This is a genomic window from Gordonia sp. (in: high G+C Gram-positive bacteria), assembly GCF_049647785.1.
Classification (GTDB): domain Bacteria; phylum Actinomycetota; class Actinomycetes; order Mycobacteriales; family Mycobacteriaceae; genus Gordonia.
This window is the reverse complement of record NZ_JBARYI010000081.1, coordinates 77,304-100,164: the sequence shown is the minus strand read 5'-3', so window position 1 is coordinate 100,164 and position 22,861 is coordinate 77,304. Positions and strand designations below refer to the sequence as shown.

Genomic DNA, 22,861 nt, shown 5'->3' with positions numbered 1-22,861 from the left:
CCTCACTTTTGATTTCTGCCATTGAACGACGTCACCTTACCCGTTGGTTAGATAGGTCATTGCGTCACCCACGGTTACACATACTTTGAGCTTGCTGAGCGCCCGATCCGCGACGAACCCTTTCGACCGCAGCACCTCGAGCCAGTCAATGAGCGGGTCGTAAAAGCCGTCGTAATTGAGCAACACGATCGGCTTGTCGTGCACGTGGAGATAGGCACCCGTCCAGGTTTCGAACAGTTCCTCAAACGTGCCGATACCGCCCGGCAAGGCAATGAAGCCGTCGGACATCTCGTCCATTAACCGCTTTCGCTCGCGCATGGTGTCGGTGACGATCAACTCGTCGGACCCAAGGTCGGCGACTTCCTGGTTCATCAAGTGTTCGGGGATGATGCCGATGGTGCGACCACCCGCAGCGCGGGTGGCCTGTGCGAGCGCCCCCATCATCGAAATGTTTCCGCCGCCCGACACCAGCGTGTGTCCGCCAGCAGCGATCGCCCGACCCGTCTCGGCGGCCAGGTCCAGGAACTCTTGATCGACCGGACCGGACGCGCAATAGACACAGATTGCCTTCATCCGCGAGCAGCCTTCACGACGATCTCGACGGCCTCGGCGGGTGTATCAACCAGGTGCAGGAGGTCGACGTCTCCGGGCGAGACCTTGCCCTCGGCCTCGAGGGTATTGCGCAGCCAATCCACCAGCGGACCCCAGAATTCCTTGCCGATCAACACGATCGGGAACTGCAAGACCTTTTCCGTCTGCACCAAGGTGACGGCCTCGAACAACTCATCGAGGGTGCCAAATCCGCCGGGCAGACAGATGAAGGCCTGGGCGTATTTGACGAACATTGTCTTCCGCACGAAAAAGTAGCGAAAGTTCATGGTCAGCGTGACCCACGGGTTGGTGTGCTGTTCAAACGGCAGTTCAATGTTGAGCCCGATCGATTCCGCCCCCGCTTCGTAAGCACCGCGGTTGGTTGCTTCCATCGCGCCGGGACCGCCTCCGGTAATGACGGCGAAGCCCTCGTGACCGAGTCGTCGGCCCACCTCCCGGGCCAACTCGTATTCGGGTGTCCGCTCTTGGACCCGTGCCGAGCCGAAGACCGTGACGGCCTCGGCTATGCCTTCAAGGGCATCAAAACCGGACACGAACTCCGATTGAATGCGTTGCACGCGCCACGAATCGCGAATCATGCGCTGCTCGGCACGGCGCGGGTCGCGCGGGTCAATCCATTCCAGCAGTCGTCGGTCCGACGGGACTACTTCCGCACCGGCCTCCAATCGAACCTGAGCGGGGCCCAGATTTCGGACGCAACCGTCGTTGGGATCCGGGGTGTCCGACCGCCAGATTGGGGTGTCGGGCAGCGGATGGGAATTGTCGGATACAGAACGGTCAGTCATCCCGCGAGACTAGCAACCAGCGGGCTCCTGAGCAGGACCACGACACTGGTGACCGACCGATCGGCACTCGAAAATGGGGAATTGTGCCAGCGCCGCCGCCAGGTCCTCGTTGGACGACGATGCCGATAGGCCATTGACGAAGGCCGACACCTGCCAGCCCCAGCGCGCGAGGTAGGTGCGCAGGAGGTCGATGCGGCGGTCGCCGGTGATCTCGATGAGTTCGACCGCCTCGCTCGTATGTCGCCTCCGTAGGACTGCGGTCTGCCCGGCCCGAACGTTCCGTACCCATTGCGTCTGGCCGCGTGGCGACAGCAAGTAGCGGGAACCATTGACCTCCATAACGTTGACCGGCCGACCAGTGACTCGGCCCGAGGTCCGCCCGGCAACCAGCAATTCATGGCAGGCAGCCGGCCCGATGCCGAATCTGGCCAGACCGCCGACTATCGCGTTCGAGATCCGCAGCAGTCGACTGTCGGTGTGGGCGGGTGCATGATTCGTGGCTCGGGACATTTGAATCCTCCGTAAGCGGTAGGTCGGGAACAGCGCGAGCATCGCGAACGTCGTCCCCAGTATTCGAGAACAGTGTTCTCATTTGATTAAAGGTTAATTGCGTTGCCGCCTTTAATCAAGAACACTGTTCTTGAATTTTGGGATTCTGTCGGTGCCGCATGCGACGATGACCAAAGAATCCCCAAGAGCACATGACCCCGGAGGTAGCGGTGACAACCGAAGCCCCTGATCCCCCCGACAACGTCGGATTGCGCGCCCGCAACCGAGCGGCGATCGAAGCCCGCCTCCGCGAGGTCGGACGCCAACACCTCGCCGAGCACGGTGCCGCAGCCCTGTCGTTGCGCGCCGTCGCCCGCGACATGAACATCGCGCCCTCGGCGCTCTACCGATATGTCGCGAACCGCGACGACCTACTGACCGTCCTGATTGTCGACGCCTACGACGATCTCGCCGACGCCATCGAAAGCGCCGTTGCCCGACACCAAACCGCTCGAACTCGATTCGTGGCGTTCTCGATCGCACTGCGCGACTGGGCATTACGCAATCGAAGCGAGTACGCGCTGGTGTATGGATCCCCGGTACCTGGCTATCGCGCCCCCGCCGAGCAGACGAACCCAGCGGGCGAACGTCCACTCATGGCGCTGGCGTCGATCGTCGCCGACCTCGATTCAGTGCCGGTAATCCGCGGCACGCGGTCACCGGTTCAGACCAGCGCCGCCAATGCCCTGCACGCGTTGCTCGACGATCCGGCAGTACCCGCCATGGCCGATCCGGTCGTCGTTGCGCGTGTCATCACCGTGTGGAACCTGCTTATCGGCGCCATCTCAAGTGAACTATTTGAGCAACTTGGCCCGGTCACCGATAATCCCGCAGCGGTGTTCGCGGGCGTCGCAGACCTCTGTGCGGCGCTGATATTCGGGTAAGGCTCAAGCCCCCGCGAGGTAGTCGCGCAAAATCTCCGTGACCTCAGTGATCTGCTCGACGGGCACCCGCTCATCAACGCGGTGCGCCAAGCTCGGGTCACCGGGTCCAAGGTTGACGGCCGGAATACCGAGCGCAGCAAAGCGAGAAACATCCGTCCAGCCATACTTGGCACGGAAACGTCCGCCAGCCGCATCGACCAGTTTCGCCGCGGCCGGATTCGCCAACCCCGGAAGCGCACCCGCCGCCGAATCAGTAACCTGCGCGGTCACCTGCCCACCGGCGAGCTCTGCCGCGAAAACCTCTTCGACGTGCGCGAACGCCTGCGCTTCCGAGCGGTCGGGAGCGAAACGAAAGTTCACGTCCACGTACACCTCGTCGGGAATCACGTTGCCCGCGACGCCGCCGTGAATACCCACCGCAGAGAGCCCCTCGCGGTACTCACAGCCATCGATATCGACGCGACGCGGTTGGTACTCGCTCAGGGTGGTCAGCAGACGGCCCAGCTTGTGAATCGCATTGTCGCCCATCCACGCTCGCGCCGAATGCGCCCGTGTGCCGGTCGCCGTGAACCGGACGCGCAGCGTTCCCTGGCAGCCAGCTTCAATCTGGCCGGCGGTCGGCTCCCCAAGGATCGCGACATCTCCCTCAAGCCAACCGGGCAGATCCCGCTCAATGGTGCCCAACCCGTTGAACTCGGCCGCAATCTCTTCGCAGTCGTAGAAGATCAGCGTCAGATCGTGCGCGGGATCGGCCAACGTGGCCGCCAAGTGAAGGAAAACCGCATCGCCGGATTTCATGTCGACGGTGCCGCACCCGTGCAGCACGTCACCTTCTTCATCGGTCATGGTGCGTCGGGATGGCACGTTGTCGACGATGGGCACGGTGTCGAGGTGCCCGGCCAAGATCACGCGCGTCGGCCGACCCCGATTGGTCCGCGCCAGGACGCAATTGCCATGCCGAACAATCTCGAAACCGTCCGTCTGCGCTCGCAGCGCCTGCTCGACGACATCGGCGATCAGCCCTTCGTCGCGGCTCACACTGGGCAAATCGACCAGGGCAGCGGTCAGTTCGATGGGATCGGCGGTCAGATCCAGGCTCGGGATACTCACAATGACCCATCGTAGGAGGAATTCATCGCACAGGTTTGCCCGCCTCGGCACCTTTCTCGGCTAGCGGCCACCGTCGACAGTCGTGACACAGCGAAAGCCAAGGTGCGATGTCGACGAGTCGGACTCCTCAAACTGGCGCGCCGACGGCCGATATCGCTGGCAATAGTCAGGCGAGCACAGGTGAGAGCCACCCTTAATAACTTTGGAAACCGGGCCGCGACCGCCCGGCGCACAGCACGACCGCGGCGCTTCTCCACCGCCTGCATGCGATGGCGTCGCGACCGTATCGGTCCACTCCCAGACATTGCCGATCATGTCGTAGAGGCCCCAAGCGTTGGCCGGATACGAACCGACCGGGCTGGTACGCAGGTGCCCATCGGGGTCGGTGTCGTCCCATGGGAAGTCCCCGTGCCACGTGTTTGCGAGCCGAGTACCGCCGGGGGTGAGTTCCTCGCCCCAGGCAAACTCCGACTCGGTCCCCGCACGTGCCGCGTACTCCCACTGGGTTTCGGTTGGCAGCACCGCACCAGCCCACGTCGCGTAGGCGGTCGCATCACCATGCGAAACATGCACCACCGGATGGTCGTCGACGGCCATACTTCCCGGCCCCGCGGGGCACCGCCAAGACGTCCCCGGCAGATACGACCACCAGCGCCGAAAATCATCCAGCGGCACCGGCCCGGGTGGCGGCGAAAAGACCAGCGACCCAGCCACCAACAGCGCGGGATCGGCATCCGGGTAGTGCGCCGGATCCGGTGGAATTTCTGCGGTCGTCACATGCCCGGTACTGCTGACGAACTCGGCGAACTGGGCGACTGTCACCGGTGTCGCAGCAATTGCGAATGCCTCAACGGTGCGACGATGCCGCGGTCGCTCCTCGGGATAGCCGTTGTCGGAGCCGACGAGAGTCTCCCCGCCGGGGACCAGAATTGCCGTCAAATCAGGACCACGCCCTTCGGTGCGGTGTTCGTTTCGGCCATCTTCGCGGCCAGTCGTGATTCCATCGTCGCCAACTGGGCCGGATTAAATCCGCGAACTGCCGGATCGGCAATGTTCCGCATCTCGTCCGGATCCGCCCGCAGGTCGTAAAGTTCGCGCTGCGGTGCCGCCCGACCGTCCGGATCGAAGTACACGGCGAACTTCCAGCGGTGATCTCGGATGGCCCGAATGTGGTACGGCTCCCGGATGATCTTGGCTGCCGCACCCCCGGCCGCCCCGGCGTCTTCGTCGAAGGTGAAAAGCACACTGTCCTGCGCTGCGGCGGTCGGGTTTCCCGGGTTCGCGATTGCATCGGAAATGACCGGGGTCAAGTCGGCGCCGCGGAAGGTATATGCCGACCGGTTAGGCACCTTGGCCATACTCGCGATCGTCGGCATCAGATCGACGAGGGATGCCAGGGCATTGGTCTTGGTGCCGCGAGGGAACATTGTCGGGTTGCTGACGATCAGCGGGACACGCAGGGTTTCGTCGTACGCGTTGAAAGCCTTCTGCCTCAACCCACCGTGCGACATACCCATCTCACCGTGGTCGGAGATCCGGAAGACGACGGTATCCCGGCGGACCTGCGGGTCGGCGTCGATCGCGTCCAGCACCCGCCCGAGGTGCGCATCGACGATGGTGTGCAGGAATGCGTAGAAGTTCACATAGTTGCGAGCCTGAGCTTTGGTCGGCATCGCGCCGAGGCCCCCGGCAAGCAGCAGTTTTGTCTGGGCATGCGCCGTCGGCTTGTGATTGCGACGGAGGTTTTCGCCATAGGTCGATGGCAAGCCGATGCCCTGTTTAAACGCGCCCGGCACCGACGAGGCGTAGTTGTCGCACGACCCCACCCGCTGATTCCAGGTTTCCGGGTACGACAGAATGTCGTGCGGGTTCGCCAGCGAAACGATCAGTGCGAATGGTTTGCCACCGGGCGCTTCGTTCCGCAAGAAGTCGACGGCCTGCTCGATTACTGCCCCGTCGTGATTGGCACAACCGCCACCAAAACCTTCCGGTTTAATGTCGCCGCCGTAGTCCGGGCCCCGCCAGCCGTCGAAGCCGTACTTGGCCAGATCACCGGGCAAGGGGCCGCCACCGTTCGCCCCCTTGCTCATGTGCCACTTGCCTCGGTAATGAACCCGGTATCCGGCGGCTTTCAACATCTTCGCCATGTTCTGCTCGTCAAGGGGCAGTTGCGCTTGGGATTTGGCGCTCTCGCTGTCGACGAGCGTGCTTGTGACCCCGTGTTCGGCGGGGAACTTGCCGCTGAAGAAGGTGCTGCGACTGGGCGAGCACATTGCGGCTGAACAGAATGCGTTCTCGAAGCTCAGTCCGTGCTTGAGCAGTCGTTGCCGGTTCGGCAGGTTGTTTGCGGCCCAGCCGACCGGCCAGTGCATGGGCTTGCGTTCCTGGTCGGTGATGAACAGGACGATGTTGGGCTTGGGCACCGCGGCACCACGCGCGGCCTTGGCGGTGGGGGCCGCTGTTGCTCGTCCGGCAACGCTCGCCGCGACCGCACCCGCTGCGAGCGCGCCGACACCAGCGAGAAACTCCCTTCGCGAGGCTCCGATCCCGCCACCATCAGAAGGTGCCTTGCTGTGGGCACGGGACGCAGAATCTTCGATCACGAAAGGACCTCCTGGGGACGCGGGCAGTTTCGAGCACAACCTAACCTGGCGGGCCACCCGCGCTTCCCAAACCGGCAGTTCCTCCGGTCCGAGCCGAAATCGGGCCAGGTGGCCGGTGGCAGATCCATCGCCTTGAACTACGACAAACGCAGTAGATCACTGGCCGCGTGGCCTCCCCGGGACTACCAACCCACCTTCGTAAGACCGCACCACCAATTGCGCCCGGTCGCGCGCATTCAGTTTCACCATTGCCCGGTTGACGTGTGTTTTTGCCGTCAGCGCGGTGATCCCCAGGCGATCGGCAATCTCGACATTCGATGCTCCCGTCGCCACCAGAACGACCACCTCCCGTTCGCGCGCCGTCAGCGTGCCCAGCGCACCTTCGATCCCCGCAGCGGCGACCGGTCGGGCGAGAAAATCATCCACCAGCATCTGAGTGGCCACCGGCGACAGGGGTACGGTGCCCGCGGCGACTGCACGCACCGCAGCGAGCACGTCGGCCGGCCGCGCGTCCTTCCCGAGAAACCCCGCCGCGCCCGCCCGCAGTGCGACGCTGACATTTTCGTCGAACTCGAACGTGGTCAATATGAGAACTCGAGTCGAGGCCAGTCGCCGCTCGCCGATGATGGCTCGGGTAGCTGCGATTCCATCGACCCGAGGCATCCGAATATCGAGGATTGCAACATCGGGGTTGCTGCGTCGCACGGCCACCACCGCTTCCGCCCCGTCGCGTGCCTCACCGACCACACTAATGTCGTCCTCCGAGTCCAGCAGCAGCCGGAGCGTGCTGCGGAAACCGTGCTGATCGTCAGCGATGACCACCCGAATCGTCATACCGGCTCGCGGACTTCGAGTGGCAATTCGACAGCGACGCGAAATGTCCCACCGGCGCTGTCAACGTCCAACTGACCTCCCGCGGCACGGACCCGTTCGGCCATGCCAGCCAAGCCCAACCCGCCGGTTGCGGAATCTGTTGCGGTCAGCAGTGGATTCTCCACTTCAATCAAGAGTGTGGTTGGTCGGTAGACAAGCGTGATTCGCACCTGCGAACCGTGGGCGTGTTTCACCGCATTGGTCAAGGCTTCCTGGACCACGCGGTAGGCCGCAAGCTCCACGTCCGGGGTTGTCGGCCGGGGAGTGCCGCGCACCAGCGAGTTCGTGTCGACCCCATTGGTGCGGGCCCACGAGACGAGGCGACCGATGTCGTCGAGTCCCGGCAGCGGACCATCAGCCCCGGCGTCCTCCTCCCGAAGCAGTCGGACGAGACCTTTGATCTCGCGAAGCGCCGCTTCCGAATTGGCGTGCATCCCCGCCAAAGCCTGGGCTGCGGTGTCCGGTTTGTCGAGGAGATGGCGCGCCGTCCCGATCTGCAGGTTGAGCGTCGCCAAGTGGTGTGCGACCACATCGTGGATATCGCGGCTCATCCGCAGTCGTTCCGCCATCACGCGCTGAGCCATTTCCTGCTCGTAGAGCGCGGTCGCCAGTTGTGCGCGCGTCTGGACTGCTGTGACGTACCTGTTGCGAGCTTTGGTCAGGCCACCGATGATGGCACCGACCAGTGGCCAGCCCACTAAACCGATCCGCTCCACCAGCAACCAATCTGGGCCAACCACGATCCCGACGATCGTGAGGAAGCTACACGTCGCTGCGGTGGTGACAATGGCGACACGCGCCGGGAAGATGGACGCGATGGTGCCGAGACAGACCAACAGCGGCAGCGTCGCCGCCGCATTAAAGACACCCGAATAGCAGGTGTAGCCAACTGCTCCGGCCAACGTCAGCGCCAGGGTCCACCAGGGCCGAACCCGTTTGATCACCAAACTCGCCGACGACGCCACCACAATTAACGCTGCCGCGAGCGTGTCATCGCCGGGCCGAGCGCCGCGCTGTTCAAATCGCAGGGAGATCACACCGAAGGCGGCAACAACAACCGCGACAATTCCGGCCGTGATCATGGGACGCCGGTTCGACAACACAATCCAGCGCTCCACTACATCCATGCGCTCACCCTAGAAGAGTGATCGTCAGCACGGGCACATCTGCCCGATCGGCTAACGAAAGTTGAGCAGTACGCCGCTAGAATGTTCCAGTGAATACTCAAGGTGCTATTGCCAACGGAATCGCCACCGTGTGGGCGGGCGATGATTCGACAGTCGTCCTCGACACCTGGTACCCCTCCCCCACACTGACCGACGAACCGGGCATCAGCGGGTCCACCGAGTTGACCGGCAACGACATTCCCGAAGAGCTACGTGCACTCGTCGGCACCGATGAGGCCCGCGGTGTGCGCACCATCGCTGTCCGCACGGTGATCGCCGACTTGTCGATCGCCCCTATCGATGCCCACGACGTGTACTTGCGCCTGCACCTGCTCTCGCACTGTTTGATAGCACCCCACGGCGCCAACCTTGACGGACAGTTCGGTTTGCTCGCCAACGTGGTCTGGACCAACTTTGGTCCCTGTGCCGTCGAAGATTTCGAAACGACTCGCGCGCGCCTGCGCGCACGTGGCCAAGTCACCGTGCTGTCGATCGACAAGTTCCCCCGCATGGTCGACTACGTGACCCCCAAGGGCGTCCGCATCGGCGATGCCAGCCGCGTCCGCCTCGGCGCCCACCTGGCACCGGGGACCACCGTGATGCACGAAGGTTTCGTGAACTTCAATGCGGGCACCCTCGGCACGTCGATGGTCGAGGGCCGAATCTCAGCGGGCGTTGTGGTCGGCGACGGCTCTGACATCGGCGGCGGCGCGTCCACCATGGGCACCCTGTCCGGCGGCGGCAAGGAAATCATCACCATCGGACAGCGGTGCCTCCTCGGCGCCAATGCCGGGTGCGGCATCCCGCTCGGCGACGATTGTGTCGTCGAAGCTGGCCTCTACCTGACCGCAGGCACCAAAGTTGTTGGCCCTGACGGCTCCGTTGTTAAGGCCCGCGACCTCGCCGGAGCGTCGAACCTCCTGTTCCGCCGCAACAGCACCACCGGTGCTGTGGAAGTCCGCGCCAAGGAAGGCGACGGCATCGCCCTCAACGAGGCCTTGCACGCCAACAACTGAATTGCCCCGACGGCACAACATGTGGCGAATTTCGCGTGATTTGGGGCATTTTGCGGATTCTACGACGAGCGTCGCTTTCTAGCTGTTAGAAAATTCCGCATGGACTCGGGGGTGTTCAGGCGAACAAAACTGCAAGAGGCGATGCCTCGCGCGCAGGTCGAGAAGTCGCTTGCCGGAGGTAATCTGCGGCAGCTTCGGCACGGCTGGGTCGCCACAGGTGACGCCGACCCGGAGGTGGTGCGAGCCGTCCAGATTGGCGGCGTCTTGACCTGCGCTTCAGCACTCAAACGCCATGGGGTGTGGGTTCCGCCGACCACAAAACTGCATGTTCGCGGGTCGACCTCGTCGGTGCGTAATCATCCTGCCTGGTGCAAGCAACACGGCCGACCGCCCAAAGTCACCACTGCCGTGGACGACTTGCCGACCGCACTTCGCCATGCGGCGCGATGCTTGTCGACCGAAGCCTTCGTGGTGGTCTGCGATTCAATACTCAACCGGGGACTCCTGACACCCTCGGACCTAGAAGCCGAACTGGGCGAGGCACCTAAGTCTGTTCAGCAGGCATTGTCGTTGGTCGACGGTCGCGCGGAGTCCGGCACCGAGACCATGGTCCGACTGCGGCTTCGCGCCCCCAACCTGGAACTTCGCCCGCAGGTCGAGGTTCCATACGTTGGCCGCGTCGACCTCGTGGTTGGAACATCGTTGATCATCGAGGTCGACGGGTACGACTACCACGCCGATCCCGAGCAATTCGAGAACGATCGACTTCGTGACCTGCGGGCACGCGCAATCGGCTACTTCCCACTCCGGCTGACATATCAGCAGGTCGTGTACCAGTGGGACATTGTGGGACCGCTATTGACTGATCTCATTCGCCGCGGCGCTCACCGCAAAGGCGCCCACGGCTTTCGTATTTGAATCCCACTGGAGTGACAATTACCGATTGTGCGCGATTTTCGCCAGATCGGGGATTCAAATACGCGTGACCGCGGCGGCAATCCGTTCGTCAGTACCGGTCAGTGCCATGCGAATGTGTTTCGCTCCGGCAGGCCCGTAGAAGTCGCCGGGAGCGACAAGGATGCCACGGTCGGCGAGCCACCGCTGTGTGACCCGCGAATCCTCTCCGCGCGTTGCCCACAGGTACAGCCCGGCCTCGGAGTGGTCAATCGTGAATCCCGCACCCACCAGGGCGCTGCGGAGCTTGTCGCGGCGGACTCGGTAACGCTCGCGCTGCGCGTCGACGTGGACGTCGTCGTTCAACGCCGCAACCGTCGCCCCCTGAATCGGGAACGGGACAATCAGCCCCGCATGCTTGCGAACGGCAAGCAGTTCGGCAATGAGCTCGCGATCACCGGCAAGGAAGCCTGCGCGATACGACGCAAGGTTCGAAACCTTCGACAACGAATGCACGGCAATCAGCCCGGTGTGGTCGCCCCCGCACACGTCGGGATGCAGCACCGACGCCGCCGAGCCCTCCCAGGTGAGCCCGAGGTAGCACTCATCGGAGACGACAACGGCACCTCGTTCCCGCGCCCAGTCGACGATGGTCTTCAGTTCGGCTGCGCTCTGGACCCGGCCCGTCGGATTAGATGGACTGTTCAAGTACACCAGCGCAGGCAAGCGGTCACCCATTGCCTCGACGGTGTCGGCGCGCAGAACTTCCGCCCCGGCTAGCAGCGCACCGACCTCGTAGGTCGGGTAGGCAACCTCGGGGATGACGACCAATTCGCCTGCGGGAACACCCAATTGAGACGGCAACCCGGAAATGACCTCTTTGGTGCCGATCACCGGCAGGATCGAGGCTTCGTCGAGTCCGGTGACGGCGAACCGTCGCGCGAGGGCACCGACCGCAGCCTCCCGCAATGCGAGAGTTCCGACCGTCGCGGGATATCCGGGGAACTCCGACGACGCGGCGAGCGCTTCGCGAATCAACGGATCCACTGGGTCGACCGGCGTGCCGACCGACAGGTCGACAATGCCGTCGGGGTGCGCAAGTGCCGCAGCCTTGGCATCGGCGATGGTGTCCCACGGGAAGTCCGGTAGACCCGAACTCACCCGACGCAGTCGGCTGGTCACTACTCGATCAGCCCTCTTCGCCCATCGGGGGCAGATCCTTAATGAACTGCGGATCGAACTCGGTCTTGCCGACCTTGCTGGCACCGCCCGGCGAACCGAGGGTGTCGAAGAAATCAACGTTTGCGCTGACGTACGGTTCCCACTCATCGGGCACGTCATCTTCGTAGAAGATGGCCTCGACGGGGCACACCGGCTCACACGCACCACAGTCGACGCACTCGTCGGGCTGGATGTAGAGCATGCGCCCGCCCTCGTAGATGCAGTCGACGGGGCATTCTTCAACGCACGCCCTGTCGAGCACGTCAACGCATGGCTCAGCGATGATGTAGGTCACTACGCGTTCTCCTTCACTTGCACGATTGCCACTCCGCGCGCCAGGGCTGATGGGCGCAAAGGAATCATGTCGAGGCTAAGCGTATCGGGTGCCCCACTTCGATCTCGACCCTCACCCCACCGACACCCTGCGACCTGCACGGAGTTTTGCGCAACCTGATGAAAATTATCCGACCACCGAAAACGACGCCACCGTCTCCGAGTGCGAGCAAGGCCACAGTGCATTCTTCTGCCAACCAAATACCCCCTAGGGTATGTTGGTGATACCCCCTGGGGTATAAATCGCCCAGCTTTCATACGACCGAGGAGACCTCCAGTGAGAATCGTGATGGTTGGCGGCGTCGCCGGCGGAATGAGCGCCGCGGCCCGCGCACGCAGGCTCGACGAGAACGCCGAAATTATCGTCTTTGAACGCGGCGAGCATCCGTCATTCGCCAACTGCGGTCTGCCGTACTACGTGAGCGGCGAGATCGAAGACGAAGCGTCGCTCCTGGTGCAAACTCCAGAATCACTGAAGGCCGCCCTCAACATCGACGTCCGCATCAAGCACGAAGTGATCGGCGTCGACCCGACGGCTCAAACCGTTCAGGTCCGCAATTGGGGTGCACCTGACGCGCCAGTCACCGACTGGGAGTACGACGCCCTCATTCTCTCCCCCGGCGCGGTCGCTCTGCGTCCCCCGCTGCCCGGCCTCGACTCGCCGCGGGTGCAGACGCTGCGCACGGTCGGCGATGCGGTCACGCTGCGCGACGAGGTCGACTCCGGCGCCACGCGCGCCGTGGTCCTCGGCGCAGGCTTCATCGGCTTGGAAGCCGCTGAAGGCCTACGGATGCAAGGCCTGAGCGTCGACGTCGTCGAACTTGCCCCGCACGTGTTGCCACCCCTGGAAGCCGAAATGGCCGCACTGATCCAGGACGAACTGGCGACCATGGGCATCACCGTCCACGCGGGCGTTGCCGCGACCGAAATCGAGACGGGCAGCGACGCTGACACCGTGATCCTCGCCGACGGCACCCGCATCACCGCCGACGTCATCGTCTTGTCGGTCGGCGTCCGCCCCGACACGGCAGCCTTCGAGGCCGCGGGCGTGGCGTGCGAACGCGGCGCCATCGTCGTCGACGAGCATGGCCGCACCAACCTGGACCGAGTCTGGGCAGTCGGCGATGCCACGGTCAGTACCGATTCGGTGACGGGCCTACGCAGGCCGGTGGCCCTCGCGGGCCCGGCCAACCGCGCCGGACGGCTCGTTGCCGACCACATCGTGAACCCGTCGACCGCGCGACCGATCCCGCATCCCGTCGGGACGGCGATCGTTCGCGTCGGCTCGCTGACCGCCGCCATGACCGGCGCAAACCGCAGCGCGCTCGATGCGGCGGGTATCGACTACGCCACGGTCCATCTACATCCGGGCAGTCATGCCGGCTACTTCCCCGGTGCCGAGCAGATCCATCTGCTGATGCACATTCGTCGGTCAGACGGCCTCATCCTCGGTGCCCAGGCAACCGGTATCGACGGTGTCGACAAACGCATCGACGTGCTCGCCACCGCGATCCGCGCAGGCATGACCGGACCCGACCTGATCGACCTGGACCTGGCCTACGCGCCGCCGTTTGGTTCGGCAAAGGACCCGGTCAATATGGCGGGCATGATCGCCGAGAACGTCATCAACGGGTCGCTGAAGCTCTGGTACGCCGACCAAATCGACGAGTCGGGCTTCCTCTTGCTGGACGTTCGCGGCCCCGACGAGCAGGACGAAGATCCCGTTCCCGGCGCGCTGTGCATCCCGCACACGGAAGTCCGCGACCGACTCGACGACATCCGAGAGGCCGCCGCGGGACAACCGATCCGCGTGCTGTGCGCCAGCGGCGTGCGGTCGTACCTGGCGTACCGCGTGCTTCGCGGAGCGGGCTTAGACGCCGCCAACCTGTCCGGCGGCTTGCTTACCCTGCGCGCCACCGAACGTCTCGCCGAACTCCAACCCGCCTGACGAGCCAGTCCGTCACTGAGCCAGCACTCGGCTGAACCACCACACAGCTGAGTCACTATCTAACTGAGGAGCATCACCCATGTGCCAACGAGCAACGTGCAAGAAGTGCGGCAAGACCACCTGGCGCGGCTGCGGCCGCCACGTCGATGAGGTAATGCGCGGCGTCCCCGCGTCCAAACGCTGCCAGGGTCATCCCGACGAGCCCGGCTTTTTCCAGAAGCTTTTCGGCGCACGGTAGACGCGCCTTCCCCCTTCCCGCATGATGCGTTGATTCCCGCTCCACGTCTGACGTGGAGCGGGAATCAACGCATCATGCGGGAACAATTAGACGAGGCCGACGCCGCCGAGAAGCGGAGCGTGCACCTGCCCGTATTCGGTGGTGCGTTGGCGTGGTCGGCGACCAATGCCTTCGACGATCTCATGCAGTTCGGCGACGGTCTTGGCGCTACCGTGCTGGCTGCCCGCCATGCGCGAGATCGTTTCTTCCATCAGCGTGCCGCCGAGGTCGTCGGCACCGCCGCGCAGCATCACGCGGGTGCCCTCGGTTCCAAGCTTCACCCAACTCGTCTGCACATGGTCGATCCGACCATGCAGCATCAGACGCGCCAGGGCGTGGACGGCGCGGTTCTCCCGGCGAGTGGGACCGGGGCGCGACGCACCCGCGAGATACAGCGGCGACGACTGGTGAACGAACGGCAACGGAACAAACTCGGTGAAACCACCGGTACGGTCCTGAATGTCGCGGAGAGTATTAAGGTGCCCCACCCAATGGCGAGGGGCATCGACATGCCCGTACATCATCGTCGAACTCGACGGAATCCCCAGCTCGTGCGCGGTGGTGATGACTTCGATCCACGACGCAGTCGGCAATTTGCCCTTGGTCAGGACCCAGCGGACCTCGTCGTCAAGGATCTCCGCGGCAGTGCCGGGAATGGAGCCGAGGCCAGCTTCCTTCAACGCCGACAGCCAGTCGCGAATAGACTCGCCGCCGCGCGATGCGCCGTTGACGATCTCCATCGGACTGAATGCGTGGACATGCATCGACGGAATACGTTCCTTGATGGCGCGCACCAGGTCGGCGTAGCCGGTCACCGGGAGTTCCGGATCGATGCCGCCCTGCATGCAGATTTCGGTGGCACCGTCGACGTGTGCTTCCCACGCGCGGTCGGCAACCTCGCTTGTCGACAGCGTGAACGCGTCAGCATCGCCCTTGCGCTGGGCGAATGCACAAAACCGGCAGCCGGTGTAGCAAATGTTGGTGAAGTTGATGTTCCGGTTCACCACATAGGTCACGTCGTCGCCGACCACGTCGGCGCGAATCGAGTCGGCCAAAGCGGCGAGCGCATCCAAGCCCGGCCCGTCGGCTTCGGCAAGCGCCAGATAGTCGTCGTCCGACAGGCCCGCCGGATTGCTTTCGGCACGACGCAAGGCCGCAGCCACCTCCGACGGCAGATGCGCGGGCGCACCGGTACCGAGTTCGAGGACCTGTTCGCGAATGGTGTCCCAGTCGCCGAACGCGTTGTCGATGTCGCTGCGAGTTTCGGTATTGCGACCGTCGGTGTCGATCTCCGAGTTGAGGTCAACGCGGCCCGACGAATCCCACTCCTCGTCGGGTTCCTGCCACGGCAGGCCGACGGGCTTCACGTCGGCGGCCAGTCCGGTCACCGGGTCGGCGAGCGCCGTGACATGCCGCATGATCCGCGGATCAACCCACGGATTGCCCGCCTTGACGTACTTGGGCTGCGCGGCGATCCGCTCAACCAACTGGTAGCCAGCGGATGCGGTGACCTCGGCGAGGGTGTCGAGGTTCGGCCACGGACGTTCCGGGTTTACGTGATCGGGGGTAAGCGGCGAAACACCACCCCAGTCGTCGACCCCGGCACCGATGAGCGCCCGACATTCATCGAGTGACACCAGGTTCGGCGGGGCCTGAATCCGCATGCCGGGGCCCAAGATGAGGCGCGAAACAGCGATCGCCGCCAGGAACTGCGACATCTCCGCGTCGGGGGCACCGCTCATCGCGGTGTGCTCCTTGGCTCGGAAATTCTGCACGATGACTTCTTGAATGTGGCCGAACGCCTTGTGCGACTTCCGAATCGCGAAAATCGACTCGGCCCGCTCGGTGCGATTCTCCCCGATCCCCACGAGGATTCCGGTGGTGAACGGGACAGCAAGACGGCCAGCGTCCGTCAACACCCGCAAACGCACCTCGGGGTCCTTGTCGGGACTCCCGTAATGGCATTCGCCCTTGTCGGTAAACAGTCGGCGAGCCGTGGTCTCCAGCATCATGCCCATCGACGGCGCGACCGGCTTCAGTCGATTGATCTCTTCCCAGCTCATGACACCTGGATTGAGGTGCGGCAGCAGGCCGGTCTCTTCCAGAACGCGGATCGCTGCGGCGCGAACAAAATCAAGAGTCGAATCGTAGCCGCGCTCGTCGAGCCATGCGGCCGCTTCGGGCCACCGGTCTTCCGGCCGATCGCCAAGCGTGAACAGCGCTTCTTTGCAGCCGAGCTCGGCACCCTGGCGAGCTACTTCGACGATCTCGTCGATCTCCATGTACATGCCTTTGCCCTCGCGGGCGAGCTTGCCGGGCACTGTCACGAAGGTGCAGTAGTGGCAGCGGTCGCGGCACAGGTGCGTGACCGGAATGAAGACCTTGCGCGAATAGCTGATCTGTTTGGCACGACCGTCGGCTTCCAGCCCGGCGTCGCGGACGCGCGCCGCAGCATCACACAGGGCGACAAGATCGTCGCCGGTGGCAGCCAAGAGCACGGCCGCCTCGTCGACGTTGAGGACCGCGCCGTCTCGTACCCGGCGTAGCGCCCGACGCATGGCAGTCGCGGACGGCAACGGTTCGTGAGAGTCGGCTGCCGAAGGGCTGCCGGGGGAAGTATTGCCGTTGGAAGAGATGGTCACTTCTCCGATGGTAGCCACGTGGAATGGATCGGGGCACCGCGGTGGCATTCGATCACAGTTTGGTCAGATCCCTCATGCGGGAGTTGGAGATATAGAAAGCCGGCGCCGCCAAGCCCAAACCCAACAGGAGGAATAGTCGCCAATCGGTCAGCAATGATCCATTCCCGAAGATCGGGAGCATCGCCATGACGGTGACGACCAGCCACGCGATCAACGGCGCGAACTGCCATGCCGACCTGGTGTACAAGGCGGCGATCTTCCAGATGACGATGTTGACGATCCCGGCGATGACCGCGGTGATCGGGAATGGCCAGGAACCAATTCGTACCAGAAGGAATGCGGAGGTAAGGATGCCGAGGAGAAGGCCACTGACGACCAGAATCCCCAACTCGATACGACTGGTCACGCTCACTTGACCACCCCGGCGAACAGGTCTGTTTCGCGGATCCCGGGCTCGCGACCGGTGTCGACACGAATGAAGTGTTCGGTGGTCATGATTGGTTGCAGGATGTTGTTACTCAGCGTGAACTCGGTCCGCGACGGCGCCACGACCACCTGCGTCGCGTGGGCTGCGAGGGCCCGAGCCTTGCGGTCGAGCACTCCGCTGACGTCGATCGCCGCGGTCACTTCCGCGTCCGGATAGCTCGGGAGCTCGCCTGCTGCAGGCATACGCCAGCCATCGGGGACGGCGGTGACGGCAGCCAGTCCGCGCTGCAGTTCCGATGCCTCGGTAATCGATTCGTAGACCTTGATGGGCGGGCCGTCGACCTGGAATTGTTCGAGCGCCCGGCGGGTGACCTCGTGCACGCGAATATGGTCGGGATGCCCGTAAGTGCCCGCCGCGTCGTAGGTGACGACGACCTGCGGAGCAAAGTCGGCCAACTCCTGCGTCAGCGCCTCGACCAGATCGCCGAGGTCAGCTTGGACCAGCGCACGAGGATTCTCCGCAGACGGTGTGCCAGCCATACCCGAATCACGCCAGTGACCGGCACCGCCGAGGAACCGCGGCCGGGGCCCACGCACTCCGGGCGGAGTGAGCTCGGCCAACGCCGCCGCAAGCTCGGCGATCCGGAAACCGCCGAGCTGATCGGCACCCCCATCAGCGACGAGTTGCGACCACCGCGAACCAATGACTTCGCCCTCTTCGCCGAGAGTAAAGGTCACCACCCGCACGTCGACGCCACGCGAGAGATATTCGGCGATGATTCCACCGGTCATGATCGTCTCGTCGTCAGGATGCGCATGTACCAGCAGCATCCGCAGCGGGGCGATCATCGCAATGACCACCGTTCCGCGCCGCCAAAGACGCCAAGCTGTGCGGGACCGTTCAGTTCGACACCAACAATTCGATCGGTGACGGCCGCATACATGGTGTCTTGGAAGATCGGCAGGTACACGGCTTGGTCGGCCAGCAGGCCCTCCGCCTCTTGCAACACGGAGGTCGGATCCTCGGCCTGCACCGCAGTCGAAGCCAATGCCATCAATTGCGGGTTACAAAGTCCGGACACATTGCCGGTGTAGCTGGCATCTGCGGCCACGTCTGTGTCCGGCTTCGCCGTCGATGTGGTGACGCCAGGTGCCTGCGGCGTTGTGGGCAGAATGCTCGCGTCCGCGGGCTGATCACTGCCCCGCTCCACCGTGTGGGCGCCGGCCTCCGTGCCCTTCGGCGGTGCCTGGCAGGCCACCTGCGATGCGAATTCCGTTGCGGGACTCCCGCCGACGCCGGTCCAGCCGACGACCAGGTCGACGCGGCCTGCGGTCAGCGCCTGCCCGTACAGTTCGGTGTTCGACATGCCGACGACGCTGGCGCGAACACCCTTCGACCGCAGTTGGTCGACCATGGTTTCCGCGGCCGACAGCGAACTCTGATCGGTGTTGGTCGCACCGATCCGGACCACCAGATCGGTGCCGTCGAGCTGAATCGGAGCCACGCCAAACGGCAATCCCGGCACATCCGCGGGCACCAGCGCCGGTGTCGAGGGGGCGGGTGCTTCACTCGACGCCGACGGATCAACCGGTTCCGGGCGCTGCGTTGCCACACCCGGTCGGTAACCCGCTGCGGCTAACCATTCGAGAACCTGAGCTTCCGATGGCCGTGCACGGTTGGGCGCGGTGTAACCGGGGTCCGACGGGGCATACACGGTGTTGGCATAGGGCGTCACAACGTCGTCGCCCGCGGCGGCAGCAGTAATCAGCGCACCGTTCAGCATGCCGAACACGGCTTTGCGAACATCTTGCGAGGCCATCACCTTCGACCGCGCGTTCGCGTTCACCGCGAGAGCCCGCGTGGTGGGCAGTCGGTTGCTCGCGACACCGGGGATGGCACCGAGTTCCAGCGCCGAAGCGTTTCCGGTCGGCAGTGCGGCGAGGGTGGAGTCACCGTTACGGATCGTTTGCGCCATCTGCTGCGGCGTACCCGCCTTGCGCAGCACCACTTGATCGATTTCCGGGGGCTTGCGCCAGTAGCGGTCGTTGCGGATCAACCGCACTTCATCGCGTGACCGGTCGATCGAATAGATCTGGAAGGGACCAGCGGTGATGGGCTTGCCCTTGTCCATGCCAACTTGAAAGCCCGTCGGGTCCGACCGCAGCGTGTGGCTGGGCAGGAGGTTGTCGAACAATTGTCGCCAGTTCGGGTATGTCTCGTCGAAGGTGACGGTGACGACTTTGCCGCCGCCGGAAGTCTGCACGTTTGAGATTGCGCGATATCCCGCGGGACGAATCACGTTGGGCTGCCGCGACATCTGCTCCCACAGGTACTGGAAGTCGTCTCCGGTAACGGGGAGTCCGTCCGACCACTGGGCGTCGCCTTCGATCTTGTACTGGACCTGGAAGGGCGCATCGGAGATCACTTCGGCCGAGGTCAGGAGGGCGTCGTTGACGCGCCACTGCACACCGTCCGGTGTGTTCACCGGAACGAACGGACTCGGCAAAGTCATGGCGGCAATCGCCGTCGTGACCGTTCCCTGATCGGCACCGAGGTGCGGGTTGAACCCCGCACCGATCGAGTCGGTGGCGATGGTGACGGTCCGTTCGTCCGGATATTCGCTGGGGGTGTGCGTCGGGAGGGTTTCCCGAACGGGTGGAGGCGGATCTGCCATGCATGCGGTGGCCGTTAGAGCCACCAATCCCGCAATAGCGATCGCGGAGATTCGCGCCCGCACGGTCCTCATCCGCACTCCTTCACCCCTACCAGCCAAACGACCTACTAAGACATCGACTCAGACGACATCAATTTAGACGTTGGCGTCGCGCGACTTTGCGCGCGAGCGCTCACGTGCCCGAGTATTCGAGTCCAGGTTGACCTTACGCACACGGACAACCTCGGGCGTCACCTCGACGCATTCGTCGATGGCACAGAATTCCATCGCGCCTTCCAAGTCCAAGCGCATCGGCTTGGCCAGGGTCTCCATGACGTCGGCAGACGACTGACGCATATTCGTCAGCTTCTTTTCGCGCGTGACGTTGATGTCAAGGTCTTCCAGTCGGGGGTTGATACCCACGACGTGGCCTTCGTACGAGTCGTCACCCGGGTCGACGAAGAAGGTGCCGCGATCGGCCAGCTGGATCATCGCGAACGGGGTCACGGTGCCCGCGCGGTCCGAGACCAGCGAACCGGTGTGGCGGGCACGAATCTCGCCAGCCCAGGGGCCGTAGTCGTCGAAGACGGCGTTGGCGATGCCGGTGCCGCGAGTTTCGGTCATGAAGTCGGTACGGAAGCCGATGAGGCCACGCGACGGGATGTGGAACTCCATGCGAACCCAGCCGCTGCCGTGGTTGTTCATCTGGTCCATGCGGCCCTTGCGTGCGGCCAGCAACTGCGTCACCGCGCCGAGGTACTCCTCGGGGACGTCGATGGTGAGGTGCTCGAACGGCTCGTGCGTCTTGCCATTGACCTGGCGGGTAACCACCTGCGGCTTACCGACGGTCAGCTCGAAACCTTCGCGACGCATCTGCTCGACGAGGATGGCCAGCGCCAGCTCGCCACGACCCTGAACCTCCCAGGCGTCGGGTCGGCCCACGTCCTGCACGCGCAGCGACACGTTGCCGATCAGCTCAGAATCGAGACGATCCTTGACCATGCGCGCGGTCAGCTTGTGGCCCTTGACGCGGCCCGCGAGGGGGCTGCTGTTGGTGCCGATGATCGCCGAGATCGCGGGCTCGTCGACGCTGATGCGCGGCAGAGCAATCGGGTTTTCGGGGTCGGCGAGGGTATCGCCGATCATGATTTCCGACATGCCGGCGACGGCGACGATGTCACCGGCGACGGCTTCCTCTGCGGGTGCACGGTCGACGCCGAGGGTCACCAGGAGCTCGGTGATCTTTGCGCGCTCGACGACCTGCTCGCCGTCGACCTCGCGGATCCATGCAACCTGCTGACCCTTGCGGAGGGTGCCGTTGTGGATGCGGACCAAACCGAGGCGACCCAGGAAGGGCGAAGCGTCGAGGTTGGTGACGTGGGCCTGCAGCGGCGCGTCGATGTTGCCCTTCGGTGCCGGAACACTGTTGATGAGGACGTCGAAGAGCGGGTCGAGGTTCTCACCGTCGGGAACCTGACCATTTTCGGGCTGCTCGGTGCTGGCGATACCCGCACGGCCCGAGGCGAACAGGACCGGCAGATCGAGTGCCAGTTCCGCGGCCTCTGCGGCTTCGTCGTCCAATTCGGAGGCGAGGTCGAGCAGAAGGTCCTGTGATTCGCTGACGATATCGCTGATGCGGGCGTCGGGGCGGTCGGTCTTGTTGACGACGACGATCACCGGCAGCGACGCGGCCAGCGCCTTGCGGAGCACAAAACGAGTCTGCGGCAGCGGCCCCTCGGAGGAGTCCACCAGCAGAACCACGCCGTCAACCATCGACAACGCGCGTTCCACCTCGCCGCCGAAGTCGGCGTGACCGGGGGTGTCGATGACGTTGATGACGTACTCGGTGCCGTCGGGCTGACGGCGATGCACGGCGGTGTTCTTCGCGAGAATGGTGATGCCCTTCTCGCGCTCGAGGTCGCCGGAGTCCATGACGCGGTCAACCAGTTCGGCGCGTTCACCGAACACTCCGGACTGACGCAGCATCGCGTCGACCAAGGTGGTCTTGCCGTGGTCGACGTGCGCCACGATCGCGACGTTGCGGAAGTTGGTGACTGCGCTCACTAAGGTCTCTTTCGTATCTGAATCAGGTGTCATGCGGTGGCAGGCAGCGCTGATGCGCACCTTGCCAACACTGATCATGCCGATAGCTGATCAACCCGTTAAGGGTACGGGAATCGGGAACCTTTTCGCGACGGGCTCTTGCGCGAATGTGGTTAGGCTGCGCTAATATCAGGCCATGGGTAAGACGAGTCCGGCGAAGGTCGCGCAGCTGAAGCCGAAGAAGAAGTGCTGCAAGAAGTCGACCCGCTGCCTGCGTTGCCCCGTGGTCATCCACCGGATGGGAAAGCTCGACTGCAATCACATGTCGAAGAAGCAGGCCAACAAGGCTCTCAAGAAGGCCCGCGCTGCCTGAACTGCAGTTCAGCAACCATTTCTCGAACCCAAGCGAGGTCATTCGGCACTATTGCGCCCGCATCCAATAGCTCGCTGAGACGGTCGGGATCGGCCCACTCGATGGCCCGATGTTCCAGCGCGCGAGGCGTTCCCGACACGATTTCGGCCCGCAAGGCGACCAGCGTCAAACCCGGTTTTGGTCGCACCACATCGGCGAGTTGCGCGCCCGCAAAAATCTCAACGTCGAGTTCCTCACATAATTCACGTGCGAGTGCCTGCGCGGGTGTCTCCCCGTGTTCGACCTTCCCGCCGGGGAGTTCCCACAGGCCGGCGACGTCGGCGGGATAGTCCCGCTGCGCCAACAGCATGCGCGACCCGGCAATGATGGCTCCGGCAACAACCAGAACATCGCTGACCTGTTCGGTGCCACGCTGGCTCGACATCCCCTCGCTCTCGCTCGCTTCGCTCGTC

Annotated in this window: 21 protein-coding genes; 5 read left to right on the top strand and 16 right to left on the bottom strand. The window is 63.9% G+C overall.

Going from position 1 to position 22,861, the window contains the following annotated elements:
- Positions 1-36: 36 nt before the first annotated feature.
- The 3 genes from WBA38_RS13955 to WBA38_RS13945 are packed head-to-tail and all read right to left on the bottom strand — an operon-like array spanning position 37 to position 1,907.
- Entirely contained in the window at positions 37-573 is a 537-nt protein-coding gene (locus WBA38_RS13955) for a TIGR00730 family Rossman fold protein (RefSeq protein WP_424293901.1), read from the bottom strand.
- Positions 570-1,397, bottom strand: a complete 828-nt coding sequence (locus WBA38_RS13950; protein WP_424293902.1) for a TIGR00730 family Rossman fold protein — start codon at positions 1,395-1,397, stop codon at positions 570-572. Before WBA38_RS13950 ends, WBA38_RS13955 begins: the two co-directional genes overlap by 4 nt.
- 9 nt (positions 1,398-1,406) lie before the next feature.
- On the bottom strand, positions 1,407-1,907 hold the full coding sequence (locus WBA38_RS13945) for a nitroreductase (RefSeq protein ID WP_424322951.1): 501 nt from the start codon (positions 1,905-1,907) through the stop codon (positions 1,407-1,409).
- A 209-nt stretch (positions 1,908-2,116) separates the two neighbouring features.
- Here WBA38_RS13945 and WBA38_RS13940 point away from each other — a divergent pair, with 209 nt between their 5' ends.
- Positions 2,117-2,830 carry a TetR/AcrR family transcriptional regulator gene (locus tag WBA38_RS13940; RefSeq protein WP_424293725.1) on the top strand — a complete coding sequence of 238 codons (714 nt, stop codon included), beginning with the start codon at positions 2,117-2,119 and terminating at the stop codon, positions 2,828-2,830.
- 3 nt (positions 2,831-2,833) lie between these two features.
- Here the strand turns inward: WBA38_RS13940 and dapE are convergent, their stop codons facing one another.
- From dapE to WBA38_RS13915, 5 genes are all read right to left on the bottom strand, one after another.
- On the bottom strand, positions 2,834-3,940 hold the full coding sequence (dapE, locus tag WBA38_RS13935) for a succinyl-diaminopimelate desuccinylase (protein ID WP_424293724.1): 1,107 nt from the start codon (positions 3,938-3,940) through the stop codon (positions 2,834-2,836).
- A gap of 60 nt (positions 3,941-4,000) precedes the next feature.
- Positions 4,001-4,879, bottom strand: a complete 879-nt coding sequence (locus WBA38_RS13930) for a formylglycine-generating enzyme family protein (protein ID WP_424322950.1) — start codon at positions 4,877-4,879, stop codon at positions 4,001-4,003.
- Positions 4,876-6,543 (bottom strand): sulfatase-like hydrolase/transferase, encoded by a 1,668-nt coding sequence (locus WBA38_RS13925; RefSeq protein ID WP_424293722.1) that lies wholly within the window; start codon positions 6,541-6,543, stop codon positions 4,876-4,878. The genes WBA38_RS13930 and WBA38_RS13925 overlap by 4 nt, the downstream gene beginning before the upstream one ends.
- Positions 6,544-6,699: 156 nt before the next feature.
- Positions 6,700-7,377, bottom strand: a complete 678-nt coding sequence (locus WBA38_RS13920; RefSeq protein WP_424293721.1) for a response regulator — start codon at positions 7,375-7,377, stop codon at positions 6,700-6,702.
- Entirely contained in the window at positions 7,374-8,543 is a 1,170-nt protein-coding gene (locus WBA38_RS13915; protein ID WP_424322949.1) for a sensor histidine kinase, read from the bottom strand. The genes WBA38_RS13920 and WBA38_RS13915 overlap by 4 nt, the downstream gene beginning before the upstream one ends.
- Positions 8,544-8,632: 89 nt before the next feature.
- Here WBA38_RS13915 and dapD point away from each other — a divergent pair, with 89 nt between their 5' ends.
- Both dapD and WBA38_RS13905 read left to right on the top strand, forming a co-directional pair.
- Complete coding sequence (gene dapD / locus WBA38_RS13910) at positions 8,633-9,598, top strand: 2,3,4,5-tetrahydropyridine-2,6-dicarboxylate N-succinyltransferase (protein WP_424293719.1); 966 nt, start codon at positions 8,633-8,635, stop codon at positions 9,596-9,598.
- Positions 9,599-9,739: 141 nt separating this feature from the next.
- On the top strand, positions 9,740-10,516 hold the full coding sequence (locus tag WBA38_RS13905; RefSeq protein ID WP_424322948.1) for an endonuclease domain-containing protein: 777 nt from the start codon (positions 9,740-9,742) through the stop codon (positions 10,514-10,516).
- Positions 10,517-10,570: 54 nt separating this feature from the next.
- Here WBA38_RS13905 and dapC read toward each other — a convergent pair whose 3' ends face one another.
- Together dapC and fdxA are read right to left on the bottom strand one after the other, a co-directional pair.
- Positions 10,571-11,674, bottom strand: a complete 1,104-nt coding sequence (gene dapC / locus WBA38_RS13900; RefSeq protein ID WP_424322947.1) for a succinyldiaminopimelate transaminase — start codon at positions 11,672-11,674, stop codon at positions 10,571-10,573.
- Positions 11,675-11,681: 7 nt separating this feature from the next.
- Positions 11,682-12,008, bottom strand: coding sequence for a ferredoxin (gene fdxA, locus WBA38_RS13895; RefSeq protein ID WP_424293716.1), 327 nt, complete (start codon positions 12,006-12,008; stop codon positions 11,682-11,684).
- 315 nt (positions 12,009-12,323) lie between these two features.
- Between fdxA and WBA38_RS13890 the strand changes: the two genes are divergently transcribed.
- Positions 12,324-13,994, top strand: a complete 1,671-nt coding sequence (locus tag WBA38_RS13890) for an FAD-dependent oxidoreductase (RefSeq protein WP_424322946.1) — start codon at positions 12,324-12,326, stop codon at positions 13,992-13,994.
- A 324-nt stretch (positions 13,995-14,318) separates the two neighbouring features.
- On the opposite strand, the gene WBA38_RS13885 is transcribed toward WBA38_RS13890, so the two are convergent.
- From WBA38_RS13885 to typA, 5 genes are all read right to left on the bottom strand, one after another.
- Complete coding sequence (locus tag WBA38_RS13885; RefSeq protein ID WP_424294048.1) at positions 14,319-16,913, bottom strand: bifunctional FO biosynthesis protein CofGH; 2,595 nt, start codon at positions 16,911-16,913, stop codon at positions 14,319-14,321.
- Positions 16,914-16,965: 52 nt separating this feature from the next.
- The gene (locus WBA38_RS13880; protein WP_424294049.1) at positions 16,966-17,319 is read right to left on the bottom strand and encodes a hypothetical protein; all 354 of its coding nucleotides are present in this window, start codon (positions 17,317-17,319) and stop codon (positions 16,966-16,968) included.
- Between the two features lie 2 nt (positions 17,320-17,321).
- A complete protein-coding gene (gene mshB / locus WBA38_RS13875; protein WP_424322945.1) occupies positions 17,322-18,188 on the bottom strand; it encodes an N-acetyl-1-D-myo-inositol-2-amino-2-deoxy-alpha-D-glucopyranoside deacetylase in 867 nt (288 codons plus the stop codon).
- Positions 18,185-20,086: an ABC transporter family substrate-binding protein gene (locus WBA38_RS13870; RefSeq protein WP_424322944.1), complete on the bottom strand. Its 1,902-nt coding sequence runs from the start codon at positions 20,084-20,086 to the stop codon at positions 18,185-18,187. The genes mshB and WBA38_RS13870 overlap by 4 nt, the downstream gene beginning before the upstream one ends.
- A gap of 63 nt (positions 20,087-20,149) precedes the next feature.
- The gene (gene typA / locus WBA38_RS13865) at positions 20,150-22,057 is read right to left on the bottom strand and encodes a translational GTPase TypA (protein WP_424294053.1); all 1,908 of its coding nucleotides are present in this window, start codon (positions 22,055-22,057) and stop codon (positions 20,150-20,152) included.
- 175 nt (positions 22,058-22,232) lie between these two features.
- On the opposite strand from typA, the gene WBA38_RS13860 reads away from it, so the two are divergent.
- Positions 22,233-22,409 (top strand): hypothetical protein, encoded by a 177-nt coding sequence (locus WBA38_RS13860; protein ID WP_424294054.1) that lies wholly within the window; start codon positions 22,233-22,235, stop codon positions 22,407-22,409.
- Here WBA38_RS13860 and WBA38_RS13855 read toward each other — a convergent pair.
- Positions 22,387-22,833, bottom strand: coding sequence for a (deoxy)nucleoside triphosphate pyrophosphohydrolase (locus tag WBA38_RS13855; protein ID WP_424294058.1), 447 nt, complete (start codon positions 22,831-22,833; stop codon positions 22,387-22,389). The genes WBA38_RS13860 and WBA38_RS13855 overlap by 23 nt on opposite strands.
- Positions 22,834-22,861 lie beyond the last annotated feature (28 nt).

Excerpts from the sequence above, each read along its gene's own strand:
- mshB (WP_424322945.1), bottom strand. The coding sequence starts at position 18,188 with ATGATCGCCCCGCTGCGGATGCTGCTGGTACATGCGCATCCTGACGAC.
- WBA38_RS13945 (WP_424322951.1), bottom strand. The coding sequence starts at position 1,907 with ATGTCCCGAGCCACGAATCATGCACCCGCCCACACCGACAGTCGACTG.
- WBA38_RS13870 (WP_424322944.1), bottom strand. The coding sequence starts at position 20,086 with ATGAGGACCGTGCGGGCGCGAATCTCCGCGATCGCTATTGCGGGATTG.
- WBA38_RS13955 (WP_424293901.1), bottom strand. The coding sequence starts at position 573 with ATGAAGGCAATCTGTGTCTATTGCGCGTCCGGTCCGGTCGATCAAGAG.
- WBA38_RS13920 (WP_424293721.1), bottom strand. The coding sequence starts at position 7,377 with ATGACGATTCGGGTGGTCATCGCTGACGATCAGCACGGTTTCCGCAGC.
- WBA38_RS13905 (WP_424322948.1), top strand. The coding sequence starts at position 9,740 with ATGCCTCGCGCGCAGGTCGAGAAGTCGCTTGCCGGAGGTAATCTGCGG.
- WBA38_RS13950 (WP_424293902.1), bottom strand. The coding sequence starts at position 1,397 with ATGACTGACCGTTCTGTATCCGACAATTCCCATCCGCTGCCCGACACC.
- WBA38_RS13855 (WP_424294058.1), bottom strand. The coding sequence starts at position 22,833 with ATGTCGAGCCAGCGTGGCACCGAACAGGTCAGCGATGTTCTGGTTGTT.
- WBA38_RS13860 (WP_424294054.1), top strand. The coding sequence starts at position 22,233 with ATGGGTAAGACGAGTCCGGCGAAGGTCGCGCAGCTGAAGCCGAAGAAG.
- WBA38_RS13915 (WP_424322949.1), bottom strand. The coding sequence starts at position 8,543 with ATGGATGTAGTGGAGCGCTGGATTGTGTTGTCGAACCGGCGTCCCATG.